Source organism: Streptomyces sp. NBC_01190, from assembly GCF_045039895.1.
GTDB lineage: Bacteria > Actinomycetota > Actinomycetes > Streptomycetales > Streptomycetaceae > Actinacidiphila.
In genome coordinates this window covers 5100135-5124241 of the sequence record NZ_CP108580.1, presented here as the reverse complement: position 1 = coordinate 5124241, position 24107 = coordinate 5100135, and the positions used below count along the sequence as shown (strand labels likewise).

Below are 24107 nucleotides of genomic sequence, written 5' to 3'. Positions count from 1 at the left end.
GATCTTCGCCGGGATCTTCTTCGATAGTGACGGCCCTGCCCGGGAGCGGCCACCTTGATGCGTGAGGTGCGGACGGCGCGCCGAGAGTTCATATCAGCGATTTGTCTGGTTAGCCTGTTTTACAGCTATTCGAGAGGCCGTCCGTGAGGCCATTCGTGGAGGACCGACGCCCATGCCAGCAGACCTCGCGGTGCTCGGCCTCGGCCACACCGGACTACCGCTCGCCCAGGCGGCAACCGCCGCCGGAGTGAACACCATCGGGTTCGACCCCGATCCGGCCCTGGTCGCCGAGATCAACGCCGGCCGGGTGCCGCCCGGCACCCTCGCGCCCGCCGAACTGCGCCGGCTGCTGGCCGGCGGCTTCCGGGCCACCAACGACCCCGCCGTACTCGGCCGGGTCAGGACCGCCGTCATCTGCGCCGGCGCCCCGCTCGGCGCCGACCACACCCTCGATCTGACCGAGGTCGCCGCCGCCGCCGACGCGCTCGCGCCGCGCCTTCGCCCGCACACCACGGTGATCCTGGAGTCGGCGGTCTACCCGGGCACCACCGAGGGCTTCCTCCGCCCGCTGCTGGAGGCGCACGGCCTGCGGGCGGGCCGCGACTTCCACCTCGCCTACTCCCCCAGCCGGCTCGACCCCGGCAACCGGGACGTGCACCTCGCCAACACGCCCAAGGTGGTGGGCGGCACCACACCCGCCTGCACCGAGGCCGCCGCCGCCTTCTACGGCCGCCTCACCGAGCGGGTGGTCCGGGCCAGGGGGGTGCGCGAGGCCGAGGCGGTCAAGCTGCTGGAGACCAACTACCGGCACGTCAACATCGCCTTCGCCAACGAGATGGCGGTCTTCTGCCACGACCTCGGGGTGGACCTGTGGGACGTGATCAGGTGCGCGGAGACCAAGCCGTTCGGCTTCCAGGCGTTCCGGCCGGGACCCGGGGTCGGCGGCCCCTCCCCCGCGCTCGACCCCAACGCGGCACCCGCCTTCACCGCGGGGCTCGGCCGCCACCCCAGGCTGCCCGGCCACCCGCTGCGGATGGTGGAACTGGCCCAGGAGGTGAACGGCCGGATGCCCCGCTACATCGTGCAGCGCGCGGCGGGGCTGCTCAACGAACACGGCAAGTCGCTGCGCGGCGCCCGGGTGCTGCTGCTCGGCGTCACCTACAAGGCCGACCTCGCCGCCGAGGAGGGCGCCCCGGCCCGCGAGATCGGCGCCCGGCTCATCGAGCTCGGCGCGCAGCTCGCCTACCACGACCCCTACGTCCCCCAGTGGCGCGTCCTGGACCGCCCGGTGCCGCGCGCGGACTCCCTCTGGGAGGCGGCGGCCGACGCGGATCTGACGCTGCTTCTCCAGCACCACCGCACCTACGACCTGCAGGGTCTGGCGGTAAAGGCCCAGCTCATGCTGGACACCCGCGGCGCGACCCCGGCCGGCGCGGCGGCACGGCTCTAGCATCGCCGGCAGCGCTCGGAGGCCGGTTGGAGGATTTTGACGGGTTGTCATGCCCAGCGATGGCGCCTGCCACCGGTCCGGAGTGCCCCGGCCCCGTAACGACCTGATGAATCTGTTTGTCCGATGGTCGTTCCCCCCTGCTAGATTTCGGCGTCTTGTCAGCGCTTCAATCACCATCGGGGGACTTCATGAGTGCCAACTACCCGCCGCCACAGCCGCCTCAGCCGACCGGCCAGAACCCGTACGCCCAGCAGCCGCAGGGCCAGGCTCCCGGCGTGCCGGGCGCTCCGGGCGCCCCGGGCTCCTTCGGGCCGCCGCAGCCGGGTGCCACGCCGTACGGTGCGCCCGCGCAGCCCGGTACGCCCGGCGGGTTCGACCCCGCCGGCTACCCGCCGCCCGGTGGCCCCATGGTCGCCGCGGCGCCGCCGCCCAATGTCGCGCTGGCCGTCCTGGCCGGTATCGCGGCCGCGCTGGTGGTCGCCTTCGCGTACGGCTGGATCATCGGCTCGACCAAGCACGAGATCGGTTACGCGGCCTTGGGCGTCGGCTTCGCGGTCGGCGCCGTCGTCGGGAAGGTCGGCGGACGTAGTCCCGCGCTGCCGTACGTCGGGGTGGTGCTGGCCCTGCTCGGGGTCTTCCTCGGCCAGTTCCTGGGCGAGGCGATCATCGGCGCCCACGAGGTCGGGATCTCGGTGACCAGCGCGCTGACCGACTACACGCACGAGGTCTTCCTCGCCTGGAAGGACGACTTCGACGTCATGTCCTTCTTCTTCATGGTGCTGGCCGGCGTGACCGGCTTCCAGATGCCGCGGCGGATCAACGGCTGATCCGCAGCCGCCATACGGAAGGGGCCCGTACCGGTCGCGGTACGGGCCCCGAGCGTCGGTGGCCGCGCGGGCGGGTGGGGTCAGCGGTGGTGGGTCGGGGAGACCGTGACCTCGACCCGCTGGAACTCCTTCAGGTCCGAGTACCCGGTGGTGGCCATCGACCGCCGCAGCGCGCCGAAGAAGTTCATCGAACCGTCGGGGGCGTGGGACGGGCCGAGCAGGATCTCCTCGGTCGTGCCCGCGGTGCCCAGATTCATCCGCTTGCCACGCGGCAGCACGGTGTTGACCGCCTCCATGCCCCAGTGGAAGCCGCGTCCCGGCGCGTCGGTGGCGCGGGCCAGCGGGGAGCCCATCATCACCGCGTCCGCGCCGCAGGCGATCGCCTTCGGCAGGTCGCCGCTGGCGCCGAAGCCGCCGTCCGCGATGACGTGCACATAGCGGCCGCCGGACTCGTCCATGTAGTCGCGGCGGGCCGCGGCCACGTCGGCCACCGCGGTGGCCATCGGCACCTGGATGCCGAGCACGTTACGGGTGGTGTGCGCGGCGCCGCCGCCGAAGCCGACCAGCACACCCGCCGCGCCGGTCCGCATCAGGTGCAGGGCCGCGGTGTACGTGGCGCAGCCGCCGACGATCACCGGTACGTCCAGCTCGTAGATGAACTGCTTGAGGTTGAGCGGCTCGTGCGAGCCGGAGACGTGCTCGGCGGAGACGGTGGTACCGCGGATGACGAACAGGTCCACGCCGGCGTCCACCACGGCCTTGGAGAACTGGGCGGTGCGCTGCGGGGAGAGGGCGGCCGCTGTCACGACACCGGCCTCCCGTACCTCCTTTATCCGCTGCCCGATCAGCTCTTCGCGGATCGGCGCGGCGTAGATCTCCTGGAGGCGGGAGGTGGCCCGGTGGTCGTCGAGCTCCGAGATCTCGGCGAGCAGCGGCTCCGGGTCCTCGTACCGGGTCCAGAGGCCTTCGAGGTTCAGCACCCCGAGGCCGCCCAGGTTGCCGATCCGGATCGCCGTCTCGGGCGACACCACGGAGTCCATGGGGGCGGCGAGGAAGGGCAGGTCGAACCGGTAGGCGTCGATCTGCCAGGCGATCGAGACTTCTTCGGGGTCCCGGGTACGCCGGCTGGGCACCACGGCGATGTCATCGAACGCGTATGCCCTGCGGCCCCGCTTGCCCCGGCCGATCTCGATCTCTGTCACAACCCGTACCTCTCCTTTTTTAGCGTGGGGCGTTCAGTATCCCTTGGCGGGGGGTGGCCCTCACCGCCCGGGGAGCCCCCCGGGCCCACCGGACCGCCCGGGCTGCCCCGCCCGGCCGTCGCCGGACCGTCCGCCGGTACGTGGCTGGTGTTCGCCGAGAACCCGCACCACCTAGGGGCGCGAGGAACTGCGCGAGCAACCAGCCACCGGCCGGTGGTCCGGCGACCGGCCGAAAAGGGGCACCCCGAGCGGTCCGGTACCCCGCGGCGTCAGCCGTGATAGTTGGGGGCCTCGACGGTCATTTGGACGTCGTGGGGGTGGGACTCCTTGAGCCCTGCCGCGGTGATCCGGACAAAGCGCCCCTTGGACTCCATCTCGGAGACCCTCGCCGCGCCCACGTACCCCATCGTCTGCCGGAGCCCGCCGACAAGCTGGTGCAGAACCGCCGAGAGCGGGCCGCGATACGGCACCTGCCCCTCGATCCCCTCGGGCACGAGCTTGTCGTCGGAGGAGACCTCACCCTGGAAGTAGCGGTCCTTGGAGTACGACCGCGCCTGGCCGCGGGACTGCATCGCGCCCAGCGATCCCATGCCCCGGTAGGACTTGAACTGCTTGCCGTTGATGAAGAGCAGCTCGCCCGGCGACTCCTCGCACCCGGCCAGCAGACTGCCGAGCATCACACTGCTCGCGCCGGCCGCCAGCGCCTTGCCGATGTCGCCGCTGTACTGGAGGCCGCCGTCACCGATCACCGGCACCCCGGCGTCGATACACGCCTGCGCGGCCTCGTAGATCGCGGTGACCTGCGGCACACCGATGCCGGCCACCACCCGGGTGGTGCAGATGGAGCCGGGGCCGACCCCGACCTTCACCCCGTCCACGCCCGCGTCCAGCAGCGCCTGGGCGCCGTCGCGGGTGGCGATGTTGCCGCCGACCACATCGACCGGGACGGCCGACTTGATCTTCGCGGTCCAGTTGAGCGCGTTGCTGTTGTGGCCGTGCGAGGTGTCCACCACCAGGAAGTCCACCCCGGCGGCGACCAGCGCCTGCGCCCGGTCGAGCGCCTCCGGGCTTGCCCCGACGGCCGCACCGACGAGCAGCCGGCCCTCGGCGTCCTTCGCCGCGTTCGGGTACTGCTCGGCCTTGACGAAGTCCTTGACGGTGATCAGGCCGCTCAGCCTGCCGTCGGGGTCCACCAGCGGCAGCTTCTCGATCTTGTGGCGGCGCAGCAGCGCCATGGCGTCCACGCCGGAGATGCCGACCTTGCCGGTGACCAGCGGCATCGGGGTCATCACCTCGCGGACCTGGCGGCCGCGGTCGTTCTCGAAGGCCATGTCACGGTTGGTGACGATGCCGAGCAGCTTCCCGCTCTCGTCGGTGACCGGCACGCCGCTGATCCGGAAGCGGGCGCACAGCGCGTCCGCCTCGGCGAGGGTGGCGTCGGGGCGGACGGTGATGGGGTCGGTGACCATGCCGGACTCGGACCGCTTCACCAGGTCGACCTGACTCACCTGGTCCTCGATCGACAGATTGCGGTGCAGCACGCCCACCCCGCCCTGCCGGGCCATCGCGATCGCCATCCGCGCCTCGGTGACCTTGTCCATGGCCGCGGAGAGCAGCGGGATGTTCACCTTGACGTTGCGGGAGATGAGCGAGCCGGTGTCCACTTGGCTGGGCAGCACCTCGGAGGCGCCCGGGAGCAGCAGCACATCGTCGTAGGTCAGTCCGAGTGTGGCGAACTTCTCGGCTACTCCGTCGGCGTTCAGCGACATGGCACCTTCCCGAATGGTCTTGCCCGGCGAGTTGTTCAATGGTAGGGCCTGTGCCGGTATTCCCCCGCCGCGGGCGGGATCCGCCGCCGCCCCCAGCCGCCGCCCGTGTCGCACAGCGGCCGCACGACGTCACATCACGTCACGCGCTGCGCGGGGTGCCCGTCGCGGTGGTGGTCTCCTCGGCGATGGCCCGCAGCCGGCTGAGCGCGCGGTGCTGCGCGACCCGTACCGCCCCCGGCGACATGCCCAGCACCTGCCCGGTCTCCTCGGCGCTCAGCCCGACGGCCACCCGCAGCAGCACCAACTCCCGCAAGTGGTGCGGCAGCCGTTCGAGCAGCTTCTTGGCCCAGGCCGCGTCGCTGTTGAGCAGCGCCCGCTCCTCGGGGCCGAGTGAGTCGTCCGGCTTCTCCGGCATCTGGTCGGACGGCACCGCGGTGCTGCCGGGCCAGCGCATGGCGGACCGCTGGAGATCGGCGACCTTGTGGGCCGCGATGGAGACCACGAACGCCTCGAAGGGCCGGCCGAGATCCCGGTAGCGCGGCAGCGCGCAGAGCACCGCGAGGCAGACCTCCTGCGCCAAGTCGTCCACGAAGTGCCGTGCGTCACCCGGCAACCGGGACAACCGGGTGCGGCAGTACCGCTCGGCCAGCGGGTGGACGTGCGCCAACAGTTCGTGCACGGCCCGCTGGTCGCCGTCGACGGCGCGACGGACGAGTGCACCGATGGCAGGTGTGTCGTCGTCGCGCATCCCCCCATGGTGCCTCGCCGCCGGACGATCCGTCGCATCGCGGTCGTACTTCTGCACCGAAGCGTTATCCGGCGCCCCTTGCGGTACCGCGTCCGGCGCTGTCATCTCCGCCATCCGAGGCCCCCGCCGATCCCCGAGGAAGTCCATACGCCAAGCATGCGTCCTCCCCCGGGAAACCGAGGACTCGCGGGCCACCCAAACGATCCGGCGTCCGGCACGGGGGCCGGGGCGACGCCCGGTCGGGCGGCCGTCGCGGCGGCCCGCGCGGGCAGGCGCACGGCGCTTATCGCACCAGGCCCCAGCGGAAGCCGAGCGCCACCGCGTGGGCCCGGTCGGACGCGCCGAGCTTCTTGAACAGCCGCCGCGCGTGGGTTTTCACGGTGTCCTCGGAGAGGAAGAGTTCACGGCCGATCTCGGCGTTGGACCGGCCATGGCTCATGCCTTCGAGAACCTGGATCTCCCGGGCGGTGAGGGTGGGCGCGGCGCCCATCTCGGCCGAGCGCAGGCGGCGCGGCGCGAGCCGCCAGGTGGGATCGGCGAGCGCCTGGGTGACGGTGGCCCGCAACTCGGCGCGGGAGGCGTCCTTGTGCAGATAACCGCGGGCCCCGGCGGCGACGGCGAGCGCCACCCCGTCGAGGTCCTCGGCGACCGTGAGCATGATGATCCGGGCGCCGGGATCGGCGGACAGCAGCCGCCGTACCGTCTCCACGCCGCCGAGTCCGGGCATCCGGACGTCCATCAGGATGAGGTCCGAGCGGTCGGCACCCCAGCGGCGGAGGACTTCCTCGCCGTTGGCAGCCGTGGTTACCCGCTCGACGCCGGGCACGGTGGCCACCGCGCGGCGCAGGGCCTCTCGGGCGAGCGGGGAGTCGTCGCAGACGAGGACGGAAGTCATGACCGCCCTCCGGTGCTGAACCGCGTCACGTTGTGCCTCCAGGCTGTACGAAGTACGAATCTTCACCGTGGGTGCTGACGGATCGGGCACCTGCCCGAATCACCGATGCGCCAACGGCTTCCGCCAAACTCAACGACCCTCACCCGAAAGAGTTACGAGGTTTGGTCGCAGTCATCGGCACTCTACGTGATCGGACCGGTACTGAGCGACCATGTCGCAGGTCAGACAGGTGTGGCGGCGGGATTTCCGGGGTCGGGGTGGGGGCTGCGGCACGGCCGGGGGCGCGCGGATGCTGCCGAACGGGTCTTATGCCGGACTTGTAGCGGCTAGCCGTTTTTGTAGATAAGTGGCCGTTTGGCCCCTCTTCTCTGGCTTGGTCATCATTCGTCACTAGATTGGCGATGAGTCATATTTACATCTACTAAGACAGTAGATGTACCGTCGGCTCACGGGCACAGCGTGTCATCGCGTCGCGCCGTCGGCGTGTCATCCCGGACGTGCGGGCCTGTCCTTACTGGCTCGCCCGTCCGGGAGTCCCGCCTGTCCTGGCCCCGCCCCGCCTGTCCAACCGTCTTCCGCGCCTTCACGCCACCCGTCGAGGGGAATGAGCAATGGCAGACTTCTCCCGCCTTCCCGGGCCCAACGCCGATCTTTGGGACTGGCAACTCGTGGCAGCCTGCCGCGGCGTCGACAGCTCGCTCTTCTTCCACCCGGAGGGGGAGCGGGGCGCCGCCCGGAGCGCTCGTGAGGCCTCGGCCAAGGAGGTGTGCATGCGCTGCCCGGTGCGCGCGGAGTGTGCCACCCACGCGTTGACCGTCCGGGAGCCGTACGGAGTCTGGGGCGGTCTGACCGAGGACGAGCGCGAGGCGATGATGGGGCGGTCCCGGCATCGCGGCGCCGAGGCGGACCCGGAGGCGGAGGCGGAGGCGGAGTCCGAGGCGAACGAACCGGTGGTCATGGCCGCCAAGGCCCTGTCGCTGTCCCAGTCCAGGTCCAGGTCGCGGTCCGGGCAGGGGGCGGGGCCGGAGTTCGACGAGGAGCCGGAGTTCGACCCCGAGACGGAGTACGAGCCGGAGGATTTCGACGCGGACCACGGGGACGACCCGGAGCACGGAGTGGACGCCACCGGCGAACCGGACCACGAAGCCGGCGCCACCGACGAGGACCCGGACGACCGGGACGAGCCGGATGACCGGGACGACCGCGACGACCGCGATGACCCAGACGACCCGGACGACCCGGACGACCGCGACGACGATCACCCGTATGACCAGGACTTCGAGCCGGAGCCCGGCGACGACGGGGTCCGCGACTCTTACGCGCGCTGAGCAGAATCGATTCTTCGATGGCTCGGGGCGGTCGTCGCGGGGCAGCCCCGGCGGGCGGGAAACCCGGTGCGGCCCCGGGCTGCGGCATGCTGGAATGCGCGCGTGCGGCACGGGCGGCACGGGACGCAAGGGGAGCCGATGGACCAGGAAGCCGTACTCACGCTGTTCGACGCCCAGATGCGGCGGGACGCCACGCCGGCCGAACCGGGCGCCAGGGTGGAGCGGCTCGGCCGGCTGGTGCGGCAGACCGGCGTGGCGGCGCACGACTGGACCAGCGTGCTCTGGTCGGATCTCGACGAGAGCAACGCGGACGAGGCGATCGCCGGGCAGAAGGCGTGGCTGGCCGGGCCCGAAGGAGCCGGACGGGAGTTCGAGTGGAAGCTCTACTCCCATGACCACCCCGCCGACCTGGGTAAACGGCTGCTCGCCGCCGGTTTCACGCCCGACCCGGCGGAGACGCTGATGGTCGCGGAGATCGCCGCGCTGCCGAGCGAGGTGGCGCTTCCGGACGGCGTACGGCTGGAGCGGGTCACCGACGCGGCGGGCATCGCCCTGATGGCCCGAGCCGCCGAAGGAGCTTTCGGCACCGGGCTCGCCGGGCTGCACGCGCGGCTGCTCGACCAGCTCACCCGCAGCCCCGACAGCCTCACCCTGACGGTCGCGATGGCCGGCGACGAACCGGTCTGCTCGGCCCGGGTGGAGTTCTACCCCGGTACGGACTTCGCCGGCCTGTGGGGCGGCGGCACGGTGCCGGCCTGGCGGGGCAAGGGGATCTACCGGGCGATGGTCGCCCACCGGGCCCGGATCGCCGCCGACCGGGGCTTCCGCTTCCTCCAGGTGGACGCCTCCGACGAGAGCCGCCCGATCCTGGAGCGCCTCGGCTTCGTACCGCTCAGTGTCACCACCCCCTATCTGCTCCAGGGATGAGGTCCGACGTGCACATACTCAGCGTCAATGTGGGGCGGCCACGGTCCAACCCGTGGAAGAGCGTCTCGACCACCGGCATCGACAAACGCCCCGTCACCGGACCGGTCGCGGTGACCGCGCCCGAGCGCAAAGGCGACGGCGCGGTGGGCCTGGCCGGCGACCGGGCGTACGACGTCAAGCACCACGGCGGTCCCGACCAGGCGGTCTACGCCTACGCCAGGGAGGATCTCGACCGCTGGGAGCGGGAGTTGGGCCGCGAGCTGCCCGGCGGATCCTTCGGGGAGAACCTCACGACGGTCGGGCTCGACGTCAACTCCGCGCTGATCGGTGAGCGTTGGCGGATCGGCGGCGTGCTGCTCGAAGTGTCCTGTCCGCGTATCCCGTGCTCGACCTTCGCCGGGTGGCTGGACCAGCGCGGCTGGCTCAAGCGCTTCACGGGGGCGGCGATTCCGGGCGCGTATCTGCGGGTCGTCGAACCCGGGTACGTCACCGCCGGTGATCCGATCACGGTGGTGGACCGTCCCGACGACCACGAGGTGACGGTCGCCCTCTCCTTCCGCGCGGTCACCACCGAGCCGGAACTGCTGCCGCTGCTGGTCGAGGTGGCCGCCTTCCCGGCCCGGGAAAGGGAGGAGATCCGTCGCCGTATCGCCCGCCCCGGCCCCCCGTCTACGCTGCCCGCATGACGACTTCACTCATCACCGGTGCGACGTCCGGCCTCGGCGCGGCCTTCGCCCGGCGGCTCGCGGCCGACGGCCACCGCCTGGTGCTGGTCGCCCGCGACGAGGACCGGCTGGCGCGCGGCGCCAAGGAACTCGGCGCCCGGTACAACTCGTCGGTGGAGACGCTCTCCGCCGACCTCGCCACGGAGGCCGGGATCGCCGCCGTCGAGGCCCGGTTGGGCGACCCGGCGCGCCGGGTGCACGTGCTGGTCAACAGCGCGGGCTTCGGCATCCGGGGCAGCTTCCTCGACGCGCCGGTCACCGATGAGATCCGGCTGCTGAGGGTCCACTGCGAGGCGGTGCTGCGGCTCACCGCGGCCGCCGTGCCCTCGATGCGCGAGCGGCGGCACGGCTTCGTCATCAACGTGGCCTCCACCGCGGCCTTCATGCCCCGCGGCACCTATGGCGCGAGCAAGGCGTGGGTCGTCAGCTTCACCGAGGGCATCGCCCAGGAGCTGCGCGGCTCCGGCGTCCGCTTCCTGGCCCTCTGCCCGGGCCTGACCCGCACCGAGTTCCACGACCGGGCCGGCATGGACTCCACCCGCGTCCCCTCCTGGGCCTGGCTCAACCCCCACCGCGTCGTCGCCACCGCTCTCCGCGACCTGGCCCGCGGCCGCACCCTCAGCATCCCCGACCCCCGCTACAAACTCGCCGTCGCCCTGGCCCGCCACACCCCCACCCCCCTCCTCACCGCCGCCACCCGCAACTACGACCCCAAGCCCTGACCCCCCGGCCAAGCCCCCCGATCGGCCAGAATGGGCGCGGCCCGGCGCCCTCATAGGGGAGGGCGGCCGGGCCGGGCGAGGTGGGGCTTGGTGCGAGGGGTGGGTCAGTGGGAGTGGCCGTGGCCGCCGTGGCCGGCGTCCGCGGGCTCCTCTTCCTTCTTCTCGACGACCAGGGTCTCGGTCGTGAGCAGCAGGGAGGCGATCGACGCCGCGTTCTCCAGGGCGGAGCGGGTGACCTTGACCGGGTCGATGACGCCGGCCTTGACCAGGTCGCCGTACTCGCCGGTGGCCGCGTTGAAGCCGTGGCCCTTGTCCAGGTCGGCGACCTTCGCGGTGATCACGTAGCCCTCGAGGCCCGCGTTCTCGGCGATCCAGCGCAGCGGCTCGACGGCGGCGCGGCGGACGACCGCGACACCGGTGGCCTCGTCACCGGTCTTGCCGAGGTTGTCGGCGAGCACCTTGACCGCGTGGACCAGGGCGGAGCCACCGCCGGAGACGATGCCCTCCTCGACGGCCGCGCGAGTCGCGGAGATCGCGTCCTCGAGACGGTGCTTCTTCTCCTTGAGCTCGACCTCGGTGGCCGCGCCGACCTTGATCACGCAGACCCCGCCGGCCAGCTTGGCCAGCCGCTCCTGGAGCTTCTCGCGGTCCCAGTCGGAGTCGGTGGTGCCGATCTCCGCCTTGATCTGGTTGACGCGGGCGTCGATCTCGGACTTGTCACCGGCGCCGTCGACGATGGTGGTGTCGTCCTTGGTGACGGTGACCCGGCGGGCGCTGCCCAGCAGGTCCAGACCGGCCTGGTCCAGCTTGAGACCGACCTCCTCGGCGATGACGGTCGCACCGGTGAGGGTGGCGATGTCGCCGAGCATGGCCTTGCGGCGGTCACCGAAGCCCGGGGCCTTGACCGCGACGGCGTTGAACGTGCCGCGGATCTTGTTGACGACCAGGGTGGAGAGCGCCTCGCCCTCGACGTCCTCGGCGATGATCAGCAGCGGCTTGGAGCCACCGGCCTGGATGACCTTCTCCAGCAGCGGCAGCATGTCCTGGATCGAGGCGATCTTGCCCTGGTGGATGAGGATGTACGGGTCGTCGAGGACGGCCTCCATCCGCTCCTGGTCGGTGACGAAGTACGGCGAGAGGTAGCCCTTGTCGAAGGCCATGCCCTCGGTGAACTCCAGCTCCAGGCCGAAGGTGTTGGACTCCTCGACGGTGATCACACCGTCCTTGCCGACCTTGTCCATCGCCTCGGCGATGAGCTCGCCGACCTGCTTGTCCTGGGCGGACAGCGCGGCGACCGCGGCGATGTCCTCCTTGCCCTCGATCGCGCGGGCGGAGGCGAGCAGCTCGTCGGAGACGGCCTTGACGGCGGCGTCGATGCCCTTCTTCAGGGCGGCCGGGGAAGCGCCCGCGGCGACGTTGCGCAGGCCTTCGCGGACCAGCGCCTGGGCCAGCACGGTCGCGGTGGTGGTGCCGTCACCCGCGATGTCGTTGGTCTTGGTCGCCACCTCCTTGACGAGCTGCGCGCCCAGGTTCTCGTACGGGTCGTCCAGCTCGACCTCGCGGGCGATGGTGACACCGTCGTTGGTGATGGTCGGGGCGCCGAACTTCTTGTCGATGACGACATTGCGGCCCTTGGGACCGATGGTCACCTTCACGGTGTCGGCGAGCTTGTTGACGCCGCGCTCAAGGGCGCGACGGGCGTCCTCGTCGAACTTCAGGATCTTGGGCATGCCTGGGAACTACCTCGTCTACTCGTCAGTCAGGTGTCGTCGTCTGTCATCGGCAGGACGGTCAACGAAACCGCCCCGGGGCCCCCGGCCTGTAGGACACGGAGAACCCGGGGCGGGATCACGGCTGTGCGGTGAAGCCGGAAGACTTACTTCTCGACGATCGCGAGGACGTCGCGCGCCGAGAGGACGAGGTACTCCTCGCCGTTGTACTTCACCTCGGTGCCGCCGTACTTGCTGTAGAGCACGACGTCTCCGACGGTGACGTCGAGCGGCAGCCGGTTGCCGTCCTCGAAGCGGCCCGGGCCCACAGCCAGGACGACGCCCTCCTGGGGCTTCTCCTTGGCGGTGTCCGGAATGACCAGGCCGGAGGCCGTGGTCTGCTCTGCATCGAGCGGCTGGACCACAATGCGGTCCTCAAGCGGCTTGATGGCAACCTTGGTGCTGGCGGTCGTCACGATCCGACCTCCCCCTTCAAAGGGCTCACGGGAGTGTCTGTCTGGGTCGGCGACCTGGTAGGCCCGTCGTCGCGGGTGCCGGACCTGCCCGTCGCTGAGTTCTGGCACTCAGCGGTGCCGAGTGCCAGACCCGAGACTAGGACGGCTCTTAGCACTCGGTCAAGCGGAGTGCCAGCGACATGGGCCGGACGGGTGGCGATCGGGACTCCGCCGGCTCACCGACAATGGTCCGGTGGACCCCGAAACCTTCCGTGCGCTGCTCACCGCCGACGGCCAGGCACTGCTCACCGCGCTGCGCGAGCACGACCACGCCGACGACCTCGCCGTGGCCACCCGGCTGCGCCGGACGTACGACGCCGGGCTGGTCTCGGCGGCGCTCGGGCAGGCCCGGCTGCGGCAGCGGGCGGTGGCGAAGTTCGGCGCGGCCGACGCCCACCGGATGTACTTCACGCCGGACGGCGTCGAGCAGGCCACCCGGGCCACCGTCGCCGCCCACCGGGCCGGGCGCTTCCGGGCGCTGGGCGTGGGCCGGCTGGCCGATCTGTGCGGCGGCGTCGGCGGCGACGCGATCGCGCTGGCCCGGGCCGGCATCGAGGTGCTCGCGGTGGACCGCGACCCGCTCACCTGCGCGGTGGCCGGCGCCAACGCCGAGGCGCTCGGGCTCGCCGACCGGATCGAGGTGCGGTGCGCCGACGTGACCGGGATCGACCCGGGCCCTTACGACGCGGTGTTCGTCGACCCGGCGCGCCGCACCGGACGCGGCAGGACCTTCGACCCCGAGGCGTACTCGCCACCGCTCTCCTGGGCGCTGACAGCGGCCCGTACGGTGCCCTTCGCCGCGGTGAAGGTGGCGCCCGGCATCCCGCACGAGGCGGTGCCGAAGGACGCCGAGGCGGAGTGGGTCTCCGACCGCGGTGACGTGAAGGAGGCGGCGCTCTGGTTCGGCACCGAGCCCGGCGCCGTACGCGCCACCCTGCTGCCCTCAGGGGCCACGCTGCGGGCCGCCGCGATGCCTCAGGACCCGCCGCCGGTACGGCCGGTGGGCCGCTTCCTCTACGAGCCGGACGGCGCGGTCATCCGCGCCCACCTCGTCGCCGCGGTGGCGGCGGAACTGGGCGGCGGGCTGATCGACCCCACCATCGCCTACGTGACCGCGGACGAGCCGCGGCCCACCCCGTACGCCGCCGGGTACGAGATCGGCGACGTGCTGCCCTTCAACCTCAAGCGGCTCAAGGCGCTGCTGCGGGAGCGGGAGGTGGGCACGCTGACGGTCAAGAAGCGCGGCTCCGCGGTGGAGCCGGAGGAGGTGCGGCGCCGGGTGAAGCCGCGGGGGCCGAACGCGGCGACGGTGTTCCTGACCCGGGTGGCGGGGGCGCCGGCCATGCTCATCGGGCAGCCGCTGAAGGGCGATTGAGGCCCTCGACGGCCCGGTCCACGACTCGGTCGGGGGCCCGACCGACGACTCGATTGACGGTCCATCAGTGGACGCCGATCCCCTGGCACCGCGCTCGACCGGCCGTCAGTTCTTCACCGACACCGAGACGAAGCGCCAGCGGTGCACCTGACGGCGGACCAACTCAGCCGGTGGGTCCGGCAGTTCCGGCACCTGGTCGTCGTACGGCTCCTCCCACCAACTGATCACCAGCACCCGGTCGCCCGGCGCGGTGAGGAACTCCAGCCGCCGGGGGACGGCGGCCAGTTCCTGCTCCCGCGCCCAGTCGAGGAGTCGGGGTCCACATCCCTCGGCGGCCGCGGCTTCCCACATCAGGGTGACGGTCATCCGTAGAGGTTGTCCTTGCTCAACTCGTGTACGTGGCCGTGGTGGTGAGCGACCGGCTGCCCCGGGGCGGCCGGCACCGTACGCAGGGCGGTCCGCCGGCCCCCGCCGGGCCCGGACGCCTCGCCGCGCTCATGGGTATGCCCCGGCACGGAGACCTCGGTGACGGGCAGTGAGGAGTCGGCCGGCAGGTCGAGCGTCGAGGCGGGACGGCCCCTGGCCACCATCTCGGCGCCCAGCGCGGCGACCATGGCGCCGTTGTCCGTGCACAGCCCGGGACGCGGCACCCGCAGCCGGATACCGGCGTCCGCGCACCGTTCCAGCGCGAGCGACCGCAGCCGGGAGTTGGCGGCCACCCCGCCGCCGATCATCAGATGGTCGACGCCGTTGTCCTTGCACGCCCTGATCGCCTTGCGGGTCAGCACGTCCACCACGGCCTCCTGGAAGGACGCGGCCACATCCGCGACCGGCACCTCCTGGCCGTCCCGGCGCCGGCCCTCCACCCAGCGGGCGACGGCCGTCTTCAGACCGGAGAAGGAGAAGTCGTACAGCGGGTCCCGGCCGCCGGTCAGCCCGCGCGGGAAGGCGATGGCCGAGGGATCGCCGTCCCGGGCGTAGCGGTCGATGACCGGGCCGCCGGGGAAGCCGAGACCGAGCACCCGGGCCACCTTGTCGAAGGCCTCGCCCGCCGCGTCGTCGATGGTGGCACCCAGCGGCCGGACGTCACCGGTGATGTCGGGGGCGAGCAGCAGCGAGGAGTGGCCGCCGGAGACCAGCAGCGCCATCGTCGGCTCGGGCAGCGGGCCGTGCTCCAGCTGGTCGACGCAGATGTGCGAGGCGAGGTGGTTGACGCCGTAGAGCGGCTTGCCGAGGGCGTACGCGTACGCCTTGGCCGCCGACACCCCGACCAGCAGCGCGCCGGCCAGTCCGGGCCCCGCGGTCACCGCGATGCCGTCGAGGTCGCGGGCGCGCACCCCGGCCTCCTTCAGGGCCCGCTGGATGGTGGGGACCATCGCCTCCAGGTGGGCGCGGCTGGCGACCTCCGGCACCACGCCGCCGTAGCGGGCGTGCTCATCGACGCTGGAGGCGATCGCGTCGGCCAGCAGGGTGTGCCCGCGCACGATGCCGACACCGGTCTCGTCGCACGAGGTCTCGATGCCGAGGACAAGGGGTTCGTCAGCCATGGATCTCTGTTTCCTCCACGCCGGGCGGGCCGGCTGCTCCTGATACGCCCGAAGCGCCGGGCGGGCCGGACGCGCCGGGTTCGTCGGCGGCGTCTGGGTCTGCGTCTGCGTCTGCGTCTGCGTCTGCGTCTGCGGTCACGGTGGTGGCCGGGTCGGCGAGCCGCATGACGAGCGCGTCCACGTTGCCCGGCTGGTAGTAGCCCTTGCGGATGCCGATGGGCTCGAAGCCGAAGCGCCGGTAGAGCCGCTGGGCCCGGGGGTTGTCGACCCGTACCTCCAGCAGGACCTCATGGCATTCGGCGGCGGTCGCGGTACGGAGCAGCTCGGTGAGCAGCCGGGCGCCGAGCCCGGTGCCCCAGTGGTCGCGGGCGGCGGCGATGGTCTGCACATCGCCGGTGCCGCCCACCGCGGCGAGCCCCGCGTACCCGACGATCCGGCCGCGGGCCGACGGCCCGGGGGATCCGCCCGACGACCCACCCGGCGAACCGTCCGATCCGGCCGAACCGTCCGGTACGGTCTCGGCGACGACGTACCGCCGGGTGGCGGCCGGGTGGCCGGTCTGGGCCAGCTCGGACCAGAACATGCCGCGGGACCAGGCGTCCTCAGGGAAGAGGTCGTGCTCCAGGTCGATGACAGCGCCCAGATCCCACCAGCGCATGTCCCGCAGGACGATGTCCGATGCCGTGTTCACCGGGGCAGGACCGCCTTGTAGCCCGCCGGGACCTGGGCGTCGGGCCGCCGCAGATAGAGCGGGAGTGCCGGGGCGAAGGGTTCGCCGGTGGTCATCCGGTGGACGGCGAGGCCGGCCAGCGCGCCCGCCGACTGGTGGGCGGGGTCCGCCCGGCGGTCCGCGAAGACCTCCGGATACAGGTGCGCGCCCGCGCCGACGGCGGGCACCCCCGCCACCTGCTCGGCGATGTCGGCGGGGCGGTCCACGGCCGGTTCGGTGACACGGTGGCCCGGACCGTCGTAGCGCGCCCAGTAGACCTCTTTGCGGCGGGCGTCGGTCGCCACCACGAAGGGACCGTCGAGCCCCGCCTCGCCGGCCGCCCAGGCGAGGCCGTCCAGCGTGCAGAGCCCGTACACGGGCACGTCGAGGGCGTCGCCGAAGGCCGCCGCGGTCACCAGGCCGACCCGCAGCCCGGTGTACGGGCCGGGGCCGACGCCGACCACGATGCCGGTGACCAGGGCCATCTCGGCGCGGGCGGCGGTCAGCACCCGGTCGACGGCGGGGACGAGCAGCTCACCGTGGCGGCGCGCGTCGACCACGGTCGACTCGGCGAGCACCCGCTCCCCGTCGTGCAGAGCGGCGGTGACGGCGGGCGTGGCGGTGTCGAAGGCAAGCAGGAGCACGTGTCCAGCGTACGGCGCGTGGTCGCGGCGGCAGGGCGGCGGGCGGCGCGGCTGCTAACGTCAAATCTGATCAAAAGCTTACTTTTGGTCTTTTTTGCTCCGCTTGGGGCAGTGGACGGTGACGCGGTGATGAGGAGCGGGAGGATCGCGACGATGGCGGAGATCAAGGCCGGCACGCTGGTCGCCGGGCTGGCCGGGGCGGCGCTGATCGCGATCGGCGCGCTGGCCGCCGTCTCCGGCCCGCCGCCGCGGGCAGCGGTGGGTACCGCCGGGGCGACCGGGAGGACCGGGACGAGCGGGGCGGGCGGGACGGCCGACAAGGCCAGGCCCGCCCCGGACGCGCCCGCCCCGGATGCGCTGCCGGCCCACTCCGGTCTGGGCGAGCGGGTGGTCTACAGCCTCGGCCGCCGGCGTGTCTGGCTGGTCGACCCCAACGAGCTGGTGCTGCGCACCTACCGGGTGATGGGCGGGGCCGTCCGACCCGCGATCGGCGGCCACCGGGTGTTCGCGCGCCGGGCGGAGGGCGTCGGCGGTGACGGGGAGCGGGTCGAACACGCGGTGTTCTTCGCCCGGAGCGCGGACCGGAACGTCGGCTTCAGCGCCGCGCTCGACGCGCCCCTCCGGCCGCCGGACCCGACCAAGCGGACGGCCGCGGTACGGGAAGGCCGGGCGGACGCGCTTGCCCTCTGGGAGCACGCGATGATCGGCACGGCGGTGGAGGTTACGCGGTAGCGGGGCCGCCCCATCGCACCCCCACCCGCCAACGCACCCCGCGCGGTTCCTCGGCGCACCCAAAAAACAGACCCGCACCCCCGCCCGCCAACGCACCCCGCGCGGTGCTTGCCCTCGCGCAGTTCCCCGCGCCCCCAAAAACCACATCCGCACCCCCGCCTGCCAACGCACCCCGGGCGGTTCGTCGCGCACCCAAAAAACAGACCCGCACCCCCACCCGCCAACGCACCCCGGGCGGTTCGTCGCGCACCCAAAAAACAGACCCGCACCCCCGCCCGCCAACGCACCCCGCGCGGTTCCTCGCGTCCCGAAAAACCAGACCGCAGCCGGCGGCTCCACCGGGCGAAATCGGTTGGCCGGAAATCACTCGACCGGGTGAAAGGGCGGCGCCCCCCAGGGGCGCGGGGAACTGCGCGAGCAACCGGCCACCGGCCGGTGGTCCGGACGCGACAGCAACAGCCCCTCCCGGCCGGTGACGACCCGCAGGTGCGCCGTGGCTAAGCGCGCAGTTCCTCGCGACCCTGGGGGCGAGCCAAGATGCCCCCGGACGGGTCAGGCGGCGTGCCGGCGGTCCGCGCGGTCTGGGCCGGTAACAGGCCCGGCCTCCCCCTCCGCCGTGGTGGCCGGCTGGGCTGGGGCCCGGGGTGGGGTGGAGACCGTGCGGGCCGCCGCGCAGGCCGCGAGCAGGTCCCGCACCGACGGGAGTGGGCCGGCCACGGCCGGCGACTCCGGGGCCTGACCGTGTTGGTGCCGATCCGACATGCGCGCCTCCTCGTAGCGAGAAGTTAGGCAGCCCTAACCAGGTGCCCGCACCCAGCAGACCACGGCCGCCCTCCCCTGCGCAACATCTTCCCGACAGCCTGTCGGCTCACACCCCGAGCGCGGTCAGATCCTCCTTGGCCCAGCGCGGGCCCACACCGGTCACCGTCACCTCGCGGACGTCGTCGCCCTCGGCCTCCGGCGCCTCCGGTCCCGCCGTACGGGAGATGGACACGTGCAGCCGGGCGTCGGAGAGATCCTCGACCTTGCCGTCCCCCCACTCCACGACCACCACCGACTCCGGCAGCGACACATCGAGGTCGAGGTCCTCCATCTGGTCGAGGCCGCCGCTCAGCCGGTAGGCGTCCACATGCACCAGGGCAGGGCCGCCGCCGAGCGAGGGATGGACCCGGGCGATGACGAAAGTGGGCGAGGTGACGGCCCCCCTGACCCCGAGCCCCTCGCCGAGCCCGCGGGTCAGCGTGGTCTTGCCCGCGCCCAACTCCCCACTGAGGAGTACCAGGTCACCGGGGGTGAGCAGGGACGCGAGCCGGCGCCCCAGCTCGTGCATGCGCTCGGGGTTGCGGACGGTGATCCGGATCGTCGGAGCGTCCGCTGTGGCGTTGGCGGTGTAGGGGTCGTGCGGTGTGCCCATGAAGGCGAATGCTACGCGTCGGGCACCGTCGTCAGCTCACGAAGTCGCTGCGCAACGGGTGCGCGCACGGCGTCCGCCGCCTCCGCCACGAGCCGGGCGAGAGCGGCGTTCACCAGCTCGGGCCGCTCCATCAGCACCAGGTGCCCGGCGCCCTCGACGATGATCAGGTCCGCGTCCGGCAGCTTCTCGGCTATGTCGGTGCTGTGCGCGCTCGGCGTCAGCAGATCCTTGTCGCCGGCCAGCACCAGTCCGGGCAGTCCGGCCAGCACGGCGAGCGCGGCGCCCTTCTCGTGCGCGGTGAACGCGGGATAGAACTCGGCCACCACATCGATCGGCGTGCTCTCGATCAGCCGCTCGGCGAACCGCCCGACCGCCGGGTCTATGTCGTCCGAGCCGAAGGAGTAGCGCTTGATGAACCCGGCGAAGAGGTCGGCGGTGGCCCGCCGGGTCCGCTCCACCAGCTCGACCTGGCTGCCGAGCACCTTCAGCACCCCGGGGGCCAGCACCCGGAACGCGCGGGCCCCCGCCGTGGGCAGCCCGAGGGTGACGGCGGCGAGCTTGCCGGAGGAGGTCGCGATGAAGGCGACTCCGGCCACCCGCTCCCGTACGTACTCCGGGAACTGGTCGGCGAAGGCCATCACCGACATGCCGCCCATGGAGTGTCCGACGAGGACCACCGGGCCCTCGGGCACCGCCGCGTCGAGCACCGCCTTGAGGTCGCGGCCGAGTTGGTCGATGGTGGCCGGTTTGCCCGCGCTCTGGTCCCGGCCGCGCTCGCTGCGGCCGTGGCTGCGCTGATCCCAGTAGACCGCCCGGACGACGCCGCGCAGGGCGGCGCGCTGGAAGTGCCAGGAGTCCTGGGTGAGGCAGTAACCGTGCGAGAAGACGACGGTGACCGGCAGCGGCGGCGGCTGCCCGGCGCCGCCCTTGGCCTTGCCGCGGGCCGTGGGCGGGCCCGGGCGGCGCAGCCAGCTCCTTGCGCGCCTGGCCTGCTGCTCCGGCTCGGCTGCCGGCGGCGAGTCGGCGTCCTCGGTCTCGTAATACAGCTCCGTGCCGTCCTCGGCGATCGCGGTGCCGGGGACGCCGCGCAGGCTGCCGTACGGACCGGACGCGTCGAGGGCGAGCTGCGCCCGGCGGCGCATGCCGCGGCCCACGGTGACCCGCTCTATCGCCACTCCCGCGGCGGCGCCGGCGGCCACCACGCCGATGGCGGCGCCGAGCAGCCCGGCCTTCTCCCACGTCCGCTCGGCCATCGGGGCGGTTACCGCCCGCCCGGGCCGACGGCGGGGGTGCCGTCTCCAATGGCGGGGGCGTCACCGACGGCTCCGTCACCGGCTGCCGGGGCGTCCACGTAGACCCGGGGGACCCGGGGGCCGATCCGGGTGACGATCTCGTACGCGATGGTGCCGGCGGCGCGCGCCCAGTCCTCGGCGGTCGGCTCGCCCCGGTCGCCGGGGCCGAAGAGGACGGCCTCGTCCCCGGGCGCGGCCGCGTCGCCGCCGAGATCCACCACGAACTGGTCCATCGCCACCCGCCCCGCCACCGCCCGCCACTTTCCGGCCACCAGGACCGGCCCCGATCCCGACGCGTGCCGGGGTACACCGTCGGCATACCCCACCGGCACCAGCGCAAGCGTGGTGTCACCCGGAGTGATGTACCGATGGCCGTAGCTGACGCCGTGTCCGCCCGGCACCCGCTTCACCGAGGCGAGGTCTGCGGTGAGCGTCATCACCGGCCGCAGCCCGAAGTCGGCCGGGCCGCCGAGCTGCGGCACCGGGGAGATGCCGTACATCGCGACCCCCGGCCGCACCAGGTCGAAGTGGGACTCGGGCAGGGTGAGGGTGCCGGGCGAGTTCGCCAGATGGCGCACCTCGGGGGTCAGCCCGGCGTCCGCCGCCTGCCGTACGGCGGTGCGGAAGACGGCGAGTTCGCGGTCGATCGAGGGGTGGCCCAGCTCGTCCGCGCAGGAGAAGTGCGACCAGACGCCGGTGACCCGGATCGCCCCGGCGCGTTCCGCGGCGCGGGCGGCGGCGGTCAGATCCGGCCACTCGGCGGGCTGGGCGCCGTTGCGGCCGAGCCCGGCGTCGATCTTCAACTGCACCCGGGCGGTGCGGTCGGCGGCGCGGGCCGCCGCCACCACCGCGTCGAGCGCCCAGCGCGCGCTGACCGTCACATCGATGTCCGCCTCGACGCACTCCCGCCACGGGCCGCCGGGCGTCCACAGCCAGCAGAGCACCCGGCCGCCGACGCCGGCCGCCCGCAGCGCCAGCGCCTCGTCGGGCGTGGCCACCCCCAGCCAGGTCGCGCCGGCCGCCAGCGCGGCGCGTGCGCACGGCACCATCCCGTGTCCGTAACCGTCCGCCTTGACGACCGCCATGAACGCGGCGCCGGGGGCTTTCGCCCGCAGCGCCGCGACATTCGATCGCAGCGCGCCCAGATCGATGCGCGCCCGGGCACGCGTGTCCATGTCGTTCATTGCGGCCAGTCTCTCAGGCGGTGCCGGCTTTGCCGTCAGCACTGCCCCCGGCGCCCGGCGCCCCGCCCCCGGCCGGTGCCCGGGATCGGCCGGCGGGACCGGTGCTCAGGCCAGCACGTTGCGCCAGGCGGCCGGGATCGTGTCGGCCACGTCCATCGCGGACAGCGGCCCTTGGCCGAGGCGGGCGGACAGGCCGTGCAGATACGCGCCGACCGAGGCGGCGTCCCGCGCGGCCAGCCCGGACGCCAGCAGCGAGCCGGTCAGGCCGGAGAGGACATCGCCGCTGCCGGCCGTGGCGAGCCATGCGGTGCCCGTCGGGTTCACCCGGACCGGGACGGCCGGATCCGGGTCGGCCACCAGCGTGGTGGACCCCTTGAGCAGCGCGGTCACCCCGTAGCGCTCGGCCAGCGCCCGCACCGCGTCCAGCCGCCGTGCCTCCACGTCGGTCCGCTCCCAGCCGAGCAGCGCCGCCGCCTCCCCCGCGTGCGGGGTCACCACGGTCGGCGCGGCTCGGCGCCGCAGCCGGTCGGCGTCCACCAGCCGCAGGCCGTCCGCGTCCACCAGGACCGGTACGTCGGAGCCGAGCGCCTCGTCGACTGCGGTACGGGCCTCCGCCGTGTCGCCGAGGCCGGGGCCCACCACCCATGCCTGGACGCGGCCCGCGTGGCTCGGCGAACCGTTCGACACCAGCGTCTCGGGATGCCGGGCCAGCACCGCCTCGCCGCCGGGCCCCGCGTACCGTACGGCGCCCGCACCCGCCCGCAGGGCGCCGGACACCGCGAGCACCGCCGCGCCCGGATACCGCTGCGACCCGGCGGCGATCCCCACCACGCCCCTGCGGTACTTGTCGCTCTCGCCGCCCGGCCGGGGCAGCAGCGCGGCGACATCGGCGTGCTGCAACGCCTCCAGTTCCGGCGCGCCGAGATCGGCGTCGAGGCCGATGCCGACCAGCCGCAGCGCGCCGGCCAGCGAGGCGCCCGGGTCGATCAGCAGCCCCGGCTTGTACGTGCCGAAGGTGACGGTCACCTCGGCGTGCACGGCGGCGCCGGTCACCTCGCCGCTGTCGGCGTCCACCCCGCTGGGCAGGTCGACGGCGACGACCGGCGCGCCGGATTCCCGCGCCGCCTCGGCCACGGGTACGGCTTCGGGCCGCAGGCCCCCCTTGCCGCCGATGCCGGTGATGCCGTCGAGCACGAGGTGCGCTCGCGCGATCGCGGTGCGGCCGGCTGACGGGTCGACGGCGCGGCCGCCGGCGGCCCGCAGCGCGGCGAGGCCCTCCTGGTGGGTACGGTCGGGGGCGAGCAGTACGGCGGTCACGGCCGCTCCTCTGCGGGCCAGCCGGGCCCCGGCGTAGAGCGCGTCCCCGCCGTTGGAGCCGCTTCCCGCCAGCACCACGATCCGGGCGGCGTAGACCCGCCGGCCCAGCAACTCCACGCATACGGCGGCGAGTCCGGCCGCCGCCCGCTGCATCAGCGCGCCCTCGGCGACCCGGGCCATCAGGGCGGCCTCGGCGGTTCGTACGGTTTGCACGCTGTGGCCGTACCGCATCGTGTCTCTCCCTCTCCCTGCGTGGCCCTTTCGGCCCCGGTCCACCCTCCCCTACCCCGCGGGGTCCCGCGCGGTGGGGGGTTACCGGACCGCCCGAGCTGCCCCTTCCGGCTGTCGCCGGATCCTCCGCCGATGGGGGGTTGCTCGCGCGGTTCCTCGCGCCCCTGGTGGGGCCGCCCAGCCCCTTCCGGCCGTCGCCGGACCGCTGGTGGGTGGGTGGTTGCTCGCGCGGTTCCCCGCGCCCCTGGCGGGGCCGCCCAGCCCCTTTCGGTCGTTGGCGGACCACCGGCCGGTGGGGGTTGCTCGCGCGGTTCCCCGCGCCCCTGGTGGGGCTGGTGCCGGCGAGGGTTAGCCTTCGGCGATTACTACGGCGGAGGCGATGCCTGCGTCGTGGCTGAGGGAGACGTGCCAGCTTGTGACGCCGAGTTGTTCGGCGCGGGCGGCGACTGTGCCGGTGACGGAGAGGCGGGGCTGGCCCGAGGGGGTGGTGGTGATCTCGGCGTCGAGCCAGTGCAGGCCGCCCGGGGCGCCGAGGGATTTGGCCAGGGCCTCCTTGGCGGCGAAGCGGGCGGCCAGCGAGGCGGCGCCGCGGCGCTCCCCGCTGGGAAGCAGCAGCTCGTTCGGGCTGAAGAGGCGCTCGGCCATGCCGGGGGTGCGGTCGAGAGCGGCCGCGAAGCGGTCGATCTCGGCCACGTCGATACCAACTCCGACGATCATTCGAAAGTCACCACACCGCACACACGCATGTTCGCCAGCTTAGATGCGTCCCCACCACCCCCGCATCCGAGCACCCGACTACTCCGCACCAGCCCAACCAGGGGCGCGAGGAACCGCGCGAGCAACCC

22 protein-coding genes and 1 pseudogene are annotated in these 24107 nt (G+C 73.0%); 8 read left to right on the top strand and 15 right to left on the bottom strand.

The genetic code is table 11. The annotated features are described in order from the left end of the window. Positions 1–172: 172 nt before the first annotated feature. Together OG519_RS21565 and OG519_RS21560 are read left to right on the top strand one after the other, a co-directional pair. Positions 173–1450: a nucleotide sugar dehydrogenase gene (locus tag OG519_RS21565; protein ID WP_405586409.1), complete on the top strand. Its 1278-nt coding sequence runs from the start codon at positions 173–175 to the stop codon at positions 1448–1450. Positions 1451–1638: 188 nt separating this feature from the next. Further along, the gene (locus OG519_RS21560; protein WP_405586408.1) at positions 1639–2277 is read left to right on the top strand and encodes a hypothetical protein; all 639 of its coding nucleotides are present in this window, start codon (positions 1639–1641) and stop codon (positions 2275–2277) included. An 80-nt stretch (positions 2278–2357) separates the two neighbouring features. On the opposite strand, the gene OG519_RS21555 is transcribed toward OG519_RS21560, so the two are convergent. The 4 genes from OG519_RS21555 to OG519_RS21540 all read right to left on the bottom strand — a co-directional run bounded on the left by OG519_RS21555 (position 2358) and on the right by OG519_RS21540 (position 6891). After that, positions 2358–3479, bottom strand: coding sequence for a GuaB3 family IMP dehydrogenase-related protein (locus OG519_RS21555; protein ID WP_405586405.1), 1122 nt, complete (start codon positions 3477–3479; stop codon positions 2358–2360). Positions 3480–3748: 269 nt separating this feature from the next. Continuing rightward, a complete protein-coding gene (gene guaB, locus OG519_RS21550; RefSeq protein ID WP_405586402.1) occupies positions 3749–5248 on the bottom strand; it encodes an IMP dehydrogenase in 1500 nt (499 codons plus the stop codon). A gap of 139 nt (positions 5249–5387) precedes the next feature. Continuing rightward, the gene (locus OG519_RS21545; protein WP_405586400.1) at positions 5388–5996 is read right to left on the bottom strand and encodes a sigma-70 family RNA polymerase sigma factor; all 609 of its coding nucleotides are present in this window, start codon (positions 5994–5996) and stop codon (positions 5388–5390) included. A gap of 283 nt (positions 5997–6279) precedes the next feature. After that, a complete protein-coding gene (locus OG519_RS21540) occupies positions 6280–6891 on the bottom strand; it encodes a response regulator transcription factor (protein ID WP_003948568.1) in 612 nt (203 codons plus the stop codon). Between the two features lie 611 nt (positions 6892–7502). Here OG519_RS21540 and OG519_RS21535 point away from each other — a divergent pair. The 4 genes and pseudogenes from OG519_RS21535 to OG519_RS21520 form a co-directional block, all read left to right on the top strand. After that, positions 7503–7826, top strand: a pseudogene (locus OG519_RS21535) (WhiB family transcriptional regulator); the annotation flags it as partial. 531 nt (positions 7827–8357) lie between these two features. After that, positions 8358–9146 carry a GNAT family N-acetyltransferase gene (locus OG519_RS21530; RefSeq protein WP_405586397.1) on the top strand — a complete coding sequence of 263 codons (789 nt, stop codon included), beginning with the start codon at positions 8358–8360 and terminating at the stop codon, positions 9144–9146. Continuing rightward, the gene (locus OG519_RS21525) at positions 9143–9832 is read left to right on the top strand and encodes an MOSC domain-containing protein (protein WP_405586394.1); all 690 of its coding nucleotides are present in this window, start codon (positions 9143–9145) and stop codon (positions 9830–9832) included. Before OG519_RS21530 ends, OG519_RS21525 begins: the two co-directional genes overlap by 4 nt. Continuing rightward, entirely contained in the window at positions 9829–10593 is a 765-nt protein-coding gene (locus OG519_RS21520; RefSeq protein ID WP_405586391.1) for an SDR family NAD(P)-dependent oxidoreductase, read from the top strand. Before OG519_RS21525 ends, OG519_RS21520 begins: the two co-directional genes overlap by 4 nt. 104 nt (positions 10594–10697) lie before the next feature. On the opposite strand, the gene groL is transcribed toward OG519_RS21520, so the two are convergent. Continuing rightward, on the bottom strand, positions 10698–12323 hold the full coding sequence (gene groL, locus OG519_RS21515; protein WP_405586390.1) for a chaperonin GroEL: 1626 nt from the start codon (positions 12321–12323) through the stop codon (positions 10698–10700). A 146-nt stretch (positions 12324–12469) separates the two neighbouring features. Next, positions 12470–12778, bottom strand: coding sequence for a co-chaperone GroES (groES, locus tag OG519_RS21510; RefSeq protein WP_401474591.1), 309 nt, complete (start codon positions 12776–12778; stop codon positions 12470–12472). A gap of 232 nt (positions 12779–13010) precedes the next feature. Here groES and OG519_RS21505 point away from each other — a divergent pair, with 232 nt between their 5' ends. Further along, the gene (locus tag OG519_RS21505; protein WP_405586388.1) at positions 13011–14192 is read left to right on the top strand and encodes a THUMP-like domain-containing protein; all 1182 of its coding nucleotides are present in this window, start codon (positions 13011–13013) and stop codon (positions 14190–14192) included. A 105-nt stretch (positions 14193–14297) separates the two neighbouring features. Here OG519_RS21505 and OG519_RS21500 read toward each other — a convergent pair whose 3' ends face one another. From OG519_RS21500 to tsaB, 4 genes are read right to left on the bottom strand one after another with little or no spacing between them, the layout of a single operon-like run. Next, complete coding sequence (locus OG519_RS21500; RefSeq protein WP_405586385.1) at positions 14298–14558, bottom strand: hypothetical protein; 261 nt, start codon at positions 14556–14558, stop codon at positions 14298–14300. Further along, positions 14555–15739: a tRNA (adenosine(37)-N6)-threonylcarbamoyltransferase complex transferase subunit TsaD gene (gene tsaD, locus OG519_RS21495; RefSeq protein WP_405586383.1), complete on the bottom strand. Its 1185-nt coding sequence runs from the start codon at positions 15737–15739 to the stop codon at positions 14555–14557. Before tsaD ends, OG519_RS21500 begins: the two co-directional genes overlap by 4 nt. Beyond that, positions 15732–16397 (bottom strand): GNAT family N-acetyltransferase, encoded by a 666-nt coding sequence (locus OG519_RS21490; protein WP_405592882.1) that lies wholly within the window; start codon positions 16395–16397, stop codon positions 15732–15734. The genes tsaD and OG519_RS21490 overlap by 8 nt, the downstream gene beginning before the upstream one ends. 29 nt (positions 16398–16426) lie before the next feature. After that, positions 16427–17092 (bottom strand): tRNA (adenosine(37)-N6)-threonylcarbamoyltransferase complex dimerization subunit type 1 TsaB, encoded by a 666-nt coding sequence (tsaB, locus tag OG519_RS21485; protein ID WP_405586380.1) that lies wholly within the window; start codon positions 17090–17092, stop codon positions 16427–16429. Between the two features lie 153 nt (positions 17093–17245). Here tsaB and OG519_RS21480 point away from each other — a divergent pair, with 153 nt between their 5' ends. Beyond that, positions 17246–17824, top strand: a complete 579-nt coding sequence (locus tag OG519_RS21480; RefSeq protein ID WP_405586378.1) for a hypothetical protein — start codon at positions 17246–17248, stop codon at positions 17822–17824. An 868-nt stretch (positions 17825–18692) separates the two neighbouring features. Here the strand turns inward: OG519_RS21480 and tsaE are convergent. The 5 genes from tsaE to OG519_RS21455 all read right to left on the bottom strand — a co-directional run bounded on the left by tsaE (position 18693) and on the right by OG519_RS21455 (position 23979). Continuing rightward, positions 18693–19238: a tRNA (adenosine(37)-N6)-threonylcarbamoyltransferase complex ATPase subunit type 1 TsaE gene (gene tsaE, locus OG519_RS21475; protein ID WP_405586375.1), complete on the bottom strand. Its 546-nt coding sequence runs from the start codon at positions 19236–19238 to the stop codon at positions 18693–18695. Between the two features lie 11 nt (positions 19239–19249). Further along, positions 19250–20491, bottom strand: coding sequence for an alpha/beta fold hydrolase (locus OG519_RS21470; protein WP_405586373.1), 1242 nt, complete (start codon positions 20489–20491; stop codon positions 19250–19252). A gap of 8 nt (positions 20492–20499) precedes the next feature. Further along, positions 20500–21714: an alanine racemase gene (gene alr, locus OG519_RS21465; protein ID WP_405586370.1), complete on the bottom strand. Its 1215-nt coding sequence runs from the start codon at positions 21712–21714 to the stop codon at positions 20500–20502. 105 nt (positions 21715–21819) lie between these two features. Continuing rightward, entirely contained in the window at positions 21820–23262 is a 1443-nt protein-coding gene (locus OG519_RS21460) for an NAD(P)H-hydrate dehydratase (RefSeq protein WP_405586367.1), read from the bottom strand. A gap of 348 nt (positions 23263–23610) precedes the next feature. Further along, entirely contained in the window at positions 23611–23979 is a 369-nt protein-coding gene (locus OG519_RS21455; protein ID WP_405586364.1) for a holo-ACP synthase, read from the bottom strand. Positions 23980–24107 lie beyond the last annotated feature (128 nt).

What these genes read in the sequence shown, in the direction of transcription:
- OG519_RS21500 (WP_405586385.1), bottom strand. Translation starts at nt 14,558, where the DNA reads ATGACCGTCACCCTGATGTGGGAAGCCGCGGCCGCCGAGGGATGTGGA.
- OG519_RS21470 (WP_405586373.1), bottom strand. Translation starts at nt 20,491, where the DNA reads ATGGCCGAGCGGACGTGGGAGAAGGCCGGGCTGCTCGGCGCCGCCATC.
- OG519_RS21540 (WP_003948568.1), bottom strand. Translation starts at nt 6,891, where the DNA reads ATGACTTCCGTCCTCGTCTGCGACGACTCCCCGCTCGCCCGAGAGGCC.
- OG519_RS21460 (WP_405586367.1), bottom strand. Translation starts at nt 23,262, where the DNA reads ATGCGGTACGGCCACAGCGTGCAAACCGTACGAACCGCCGAGGCCGCC.
- OG519_RS21520 (WP_405586391.1), top strand. Translation starts at nt 9,829, where the DNA reads ATGACGACTTCACTCATCACCGGTGCGACGTCCGGCCTCGGCGCGGCC.
- OG519_RS21455 (WP_405586364.1), bottom strand. Translation starts at nt 23,979, where the DNA reads ATGATCGTCGGAGTTGGTATCGACGTGGCCGAGATCGACCGCTTCGCG.
- tsaE (WP_405586375.1), bottom strand. Translation starts at nt 19,238, where the DNA reads ATGGGCACACCGCACGACCCCTACACCGCCAACGCCACAGCGGACGCT.
- OG519_RS21545 (WP_405586400.1), bottom strand. Translation starts at nt 5,996, where the DNA reads ATGCGCGACGACGACACACCTGCCATCGGTGCACTCGTCCGTCGCGCC.
- OG519_RS21560 (WP_405586408.1), top strand. Translation starts at nt 1,639, where the DNA reads ATGAGTGCCAACTACCCGCCGCCACAGCCGCCTCAGCCGACCGGCCAG.
- OG519_RS21480 (WP_405586378.1), top strand. Translation starts at nt 17,246, where the DNA reads ATGGCGGAGATCAAGGCCGGCACGCTGGTCGCCGGGCTGGCCGGGGCG.
- groL (WP_405586390.1), bottom strand. Translation starts at nt 12,323, where the DNA reads ATGCCCAAGATCCTGAAGTTCGACGAGGACGCCCGTCGCGCCCTTGAG.
- OG519_RS21490 (WP_405592882.1), bottom strand. Translation starts at nt 16,397, where the DNA reads ATGCGCTGGTGGGATCTGGGCGCTGTCATCGACCTGGAGCACGACCTC.
- tsaD (WP_405586383.1), bottom strand. Translation starts at nt 15,739, where the DNA reads ATGGCTGACGAACCCCTTGTCCTCGGCATCGAGACCTCGTGCGACGAG.
- OG519_RS21525 (WP_405586394.1), top strand. Translation starts at nt 9,143, where the DNA reads ATGAGGTCCGACGTGCACATACTCAGCGTCAATGTGGGGCGGCCACGG.
- OG519_RS21565 (WP_405586409.1), top strand. Translation starts at nt 173, where the DNA reads ATGCCAGCAGACCTCGCGGTGCTCGGCCTCGGCCACACCGGACTACCG.
- guaB (WP_405586402.1), bottom strand. Translation starts at nt 5,248, where the DNA reads ATGTCGCTGAACGCCGACGGAGTAGCCGAGAAGTTCGCCACACTCGGA.
- OG519_RS21530 (WP_405586397.1), top strand. Translation starts at nt 8,358, where the DNA reads ATGGACCAGGAAGCCGTACTCACGCTGTTCGACGCCCAGATGCGGCGG.
- alr (WP_405586370.1), bottom strand. Translation starts at nt 21,714, where the DNA reads ATGAACGACATGGACACGCGTGCCCGGGCGCGCATCGATCTGGGCGCG.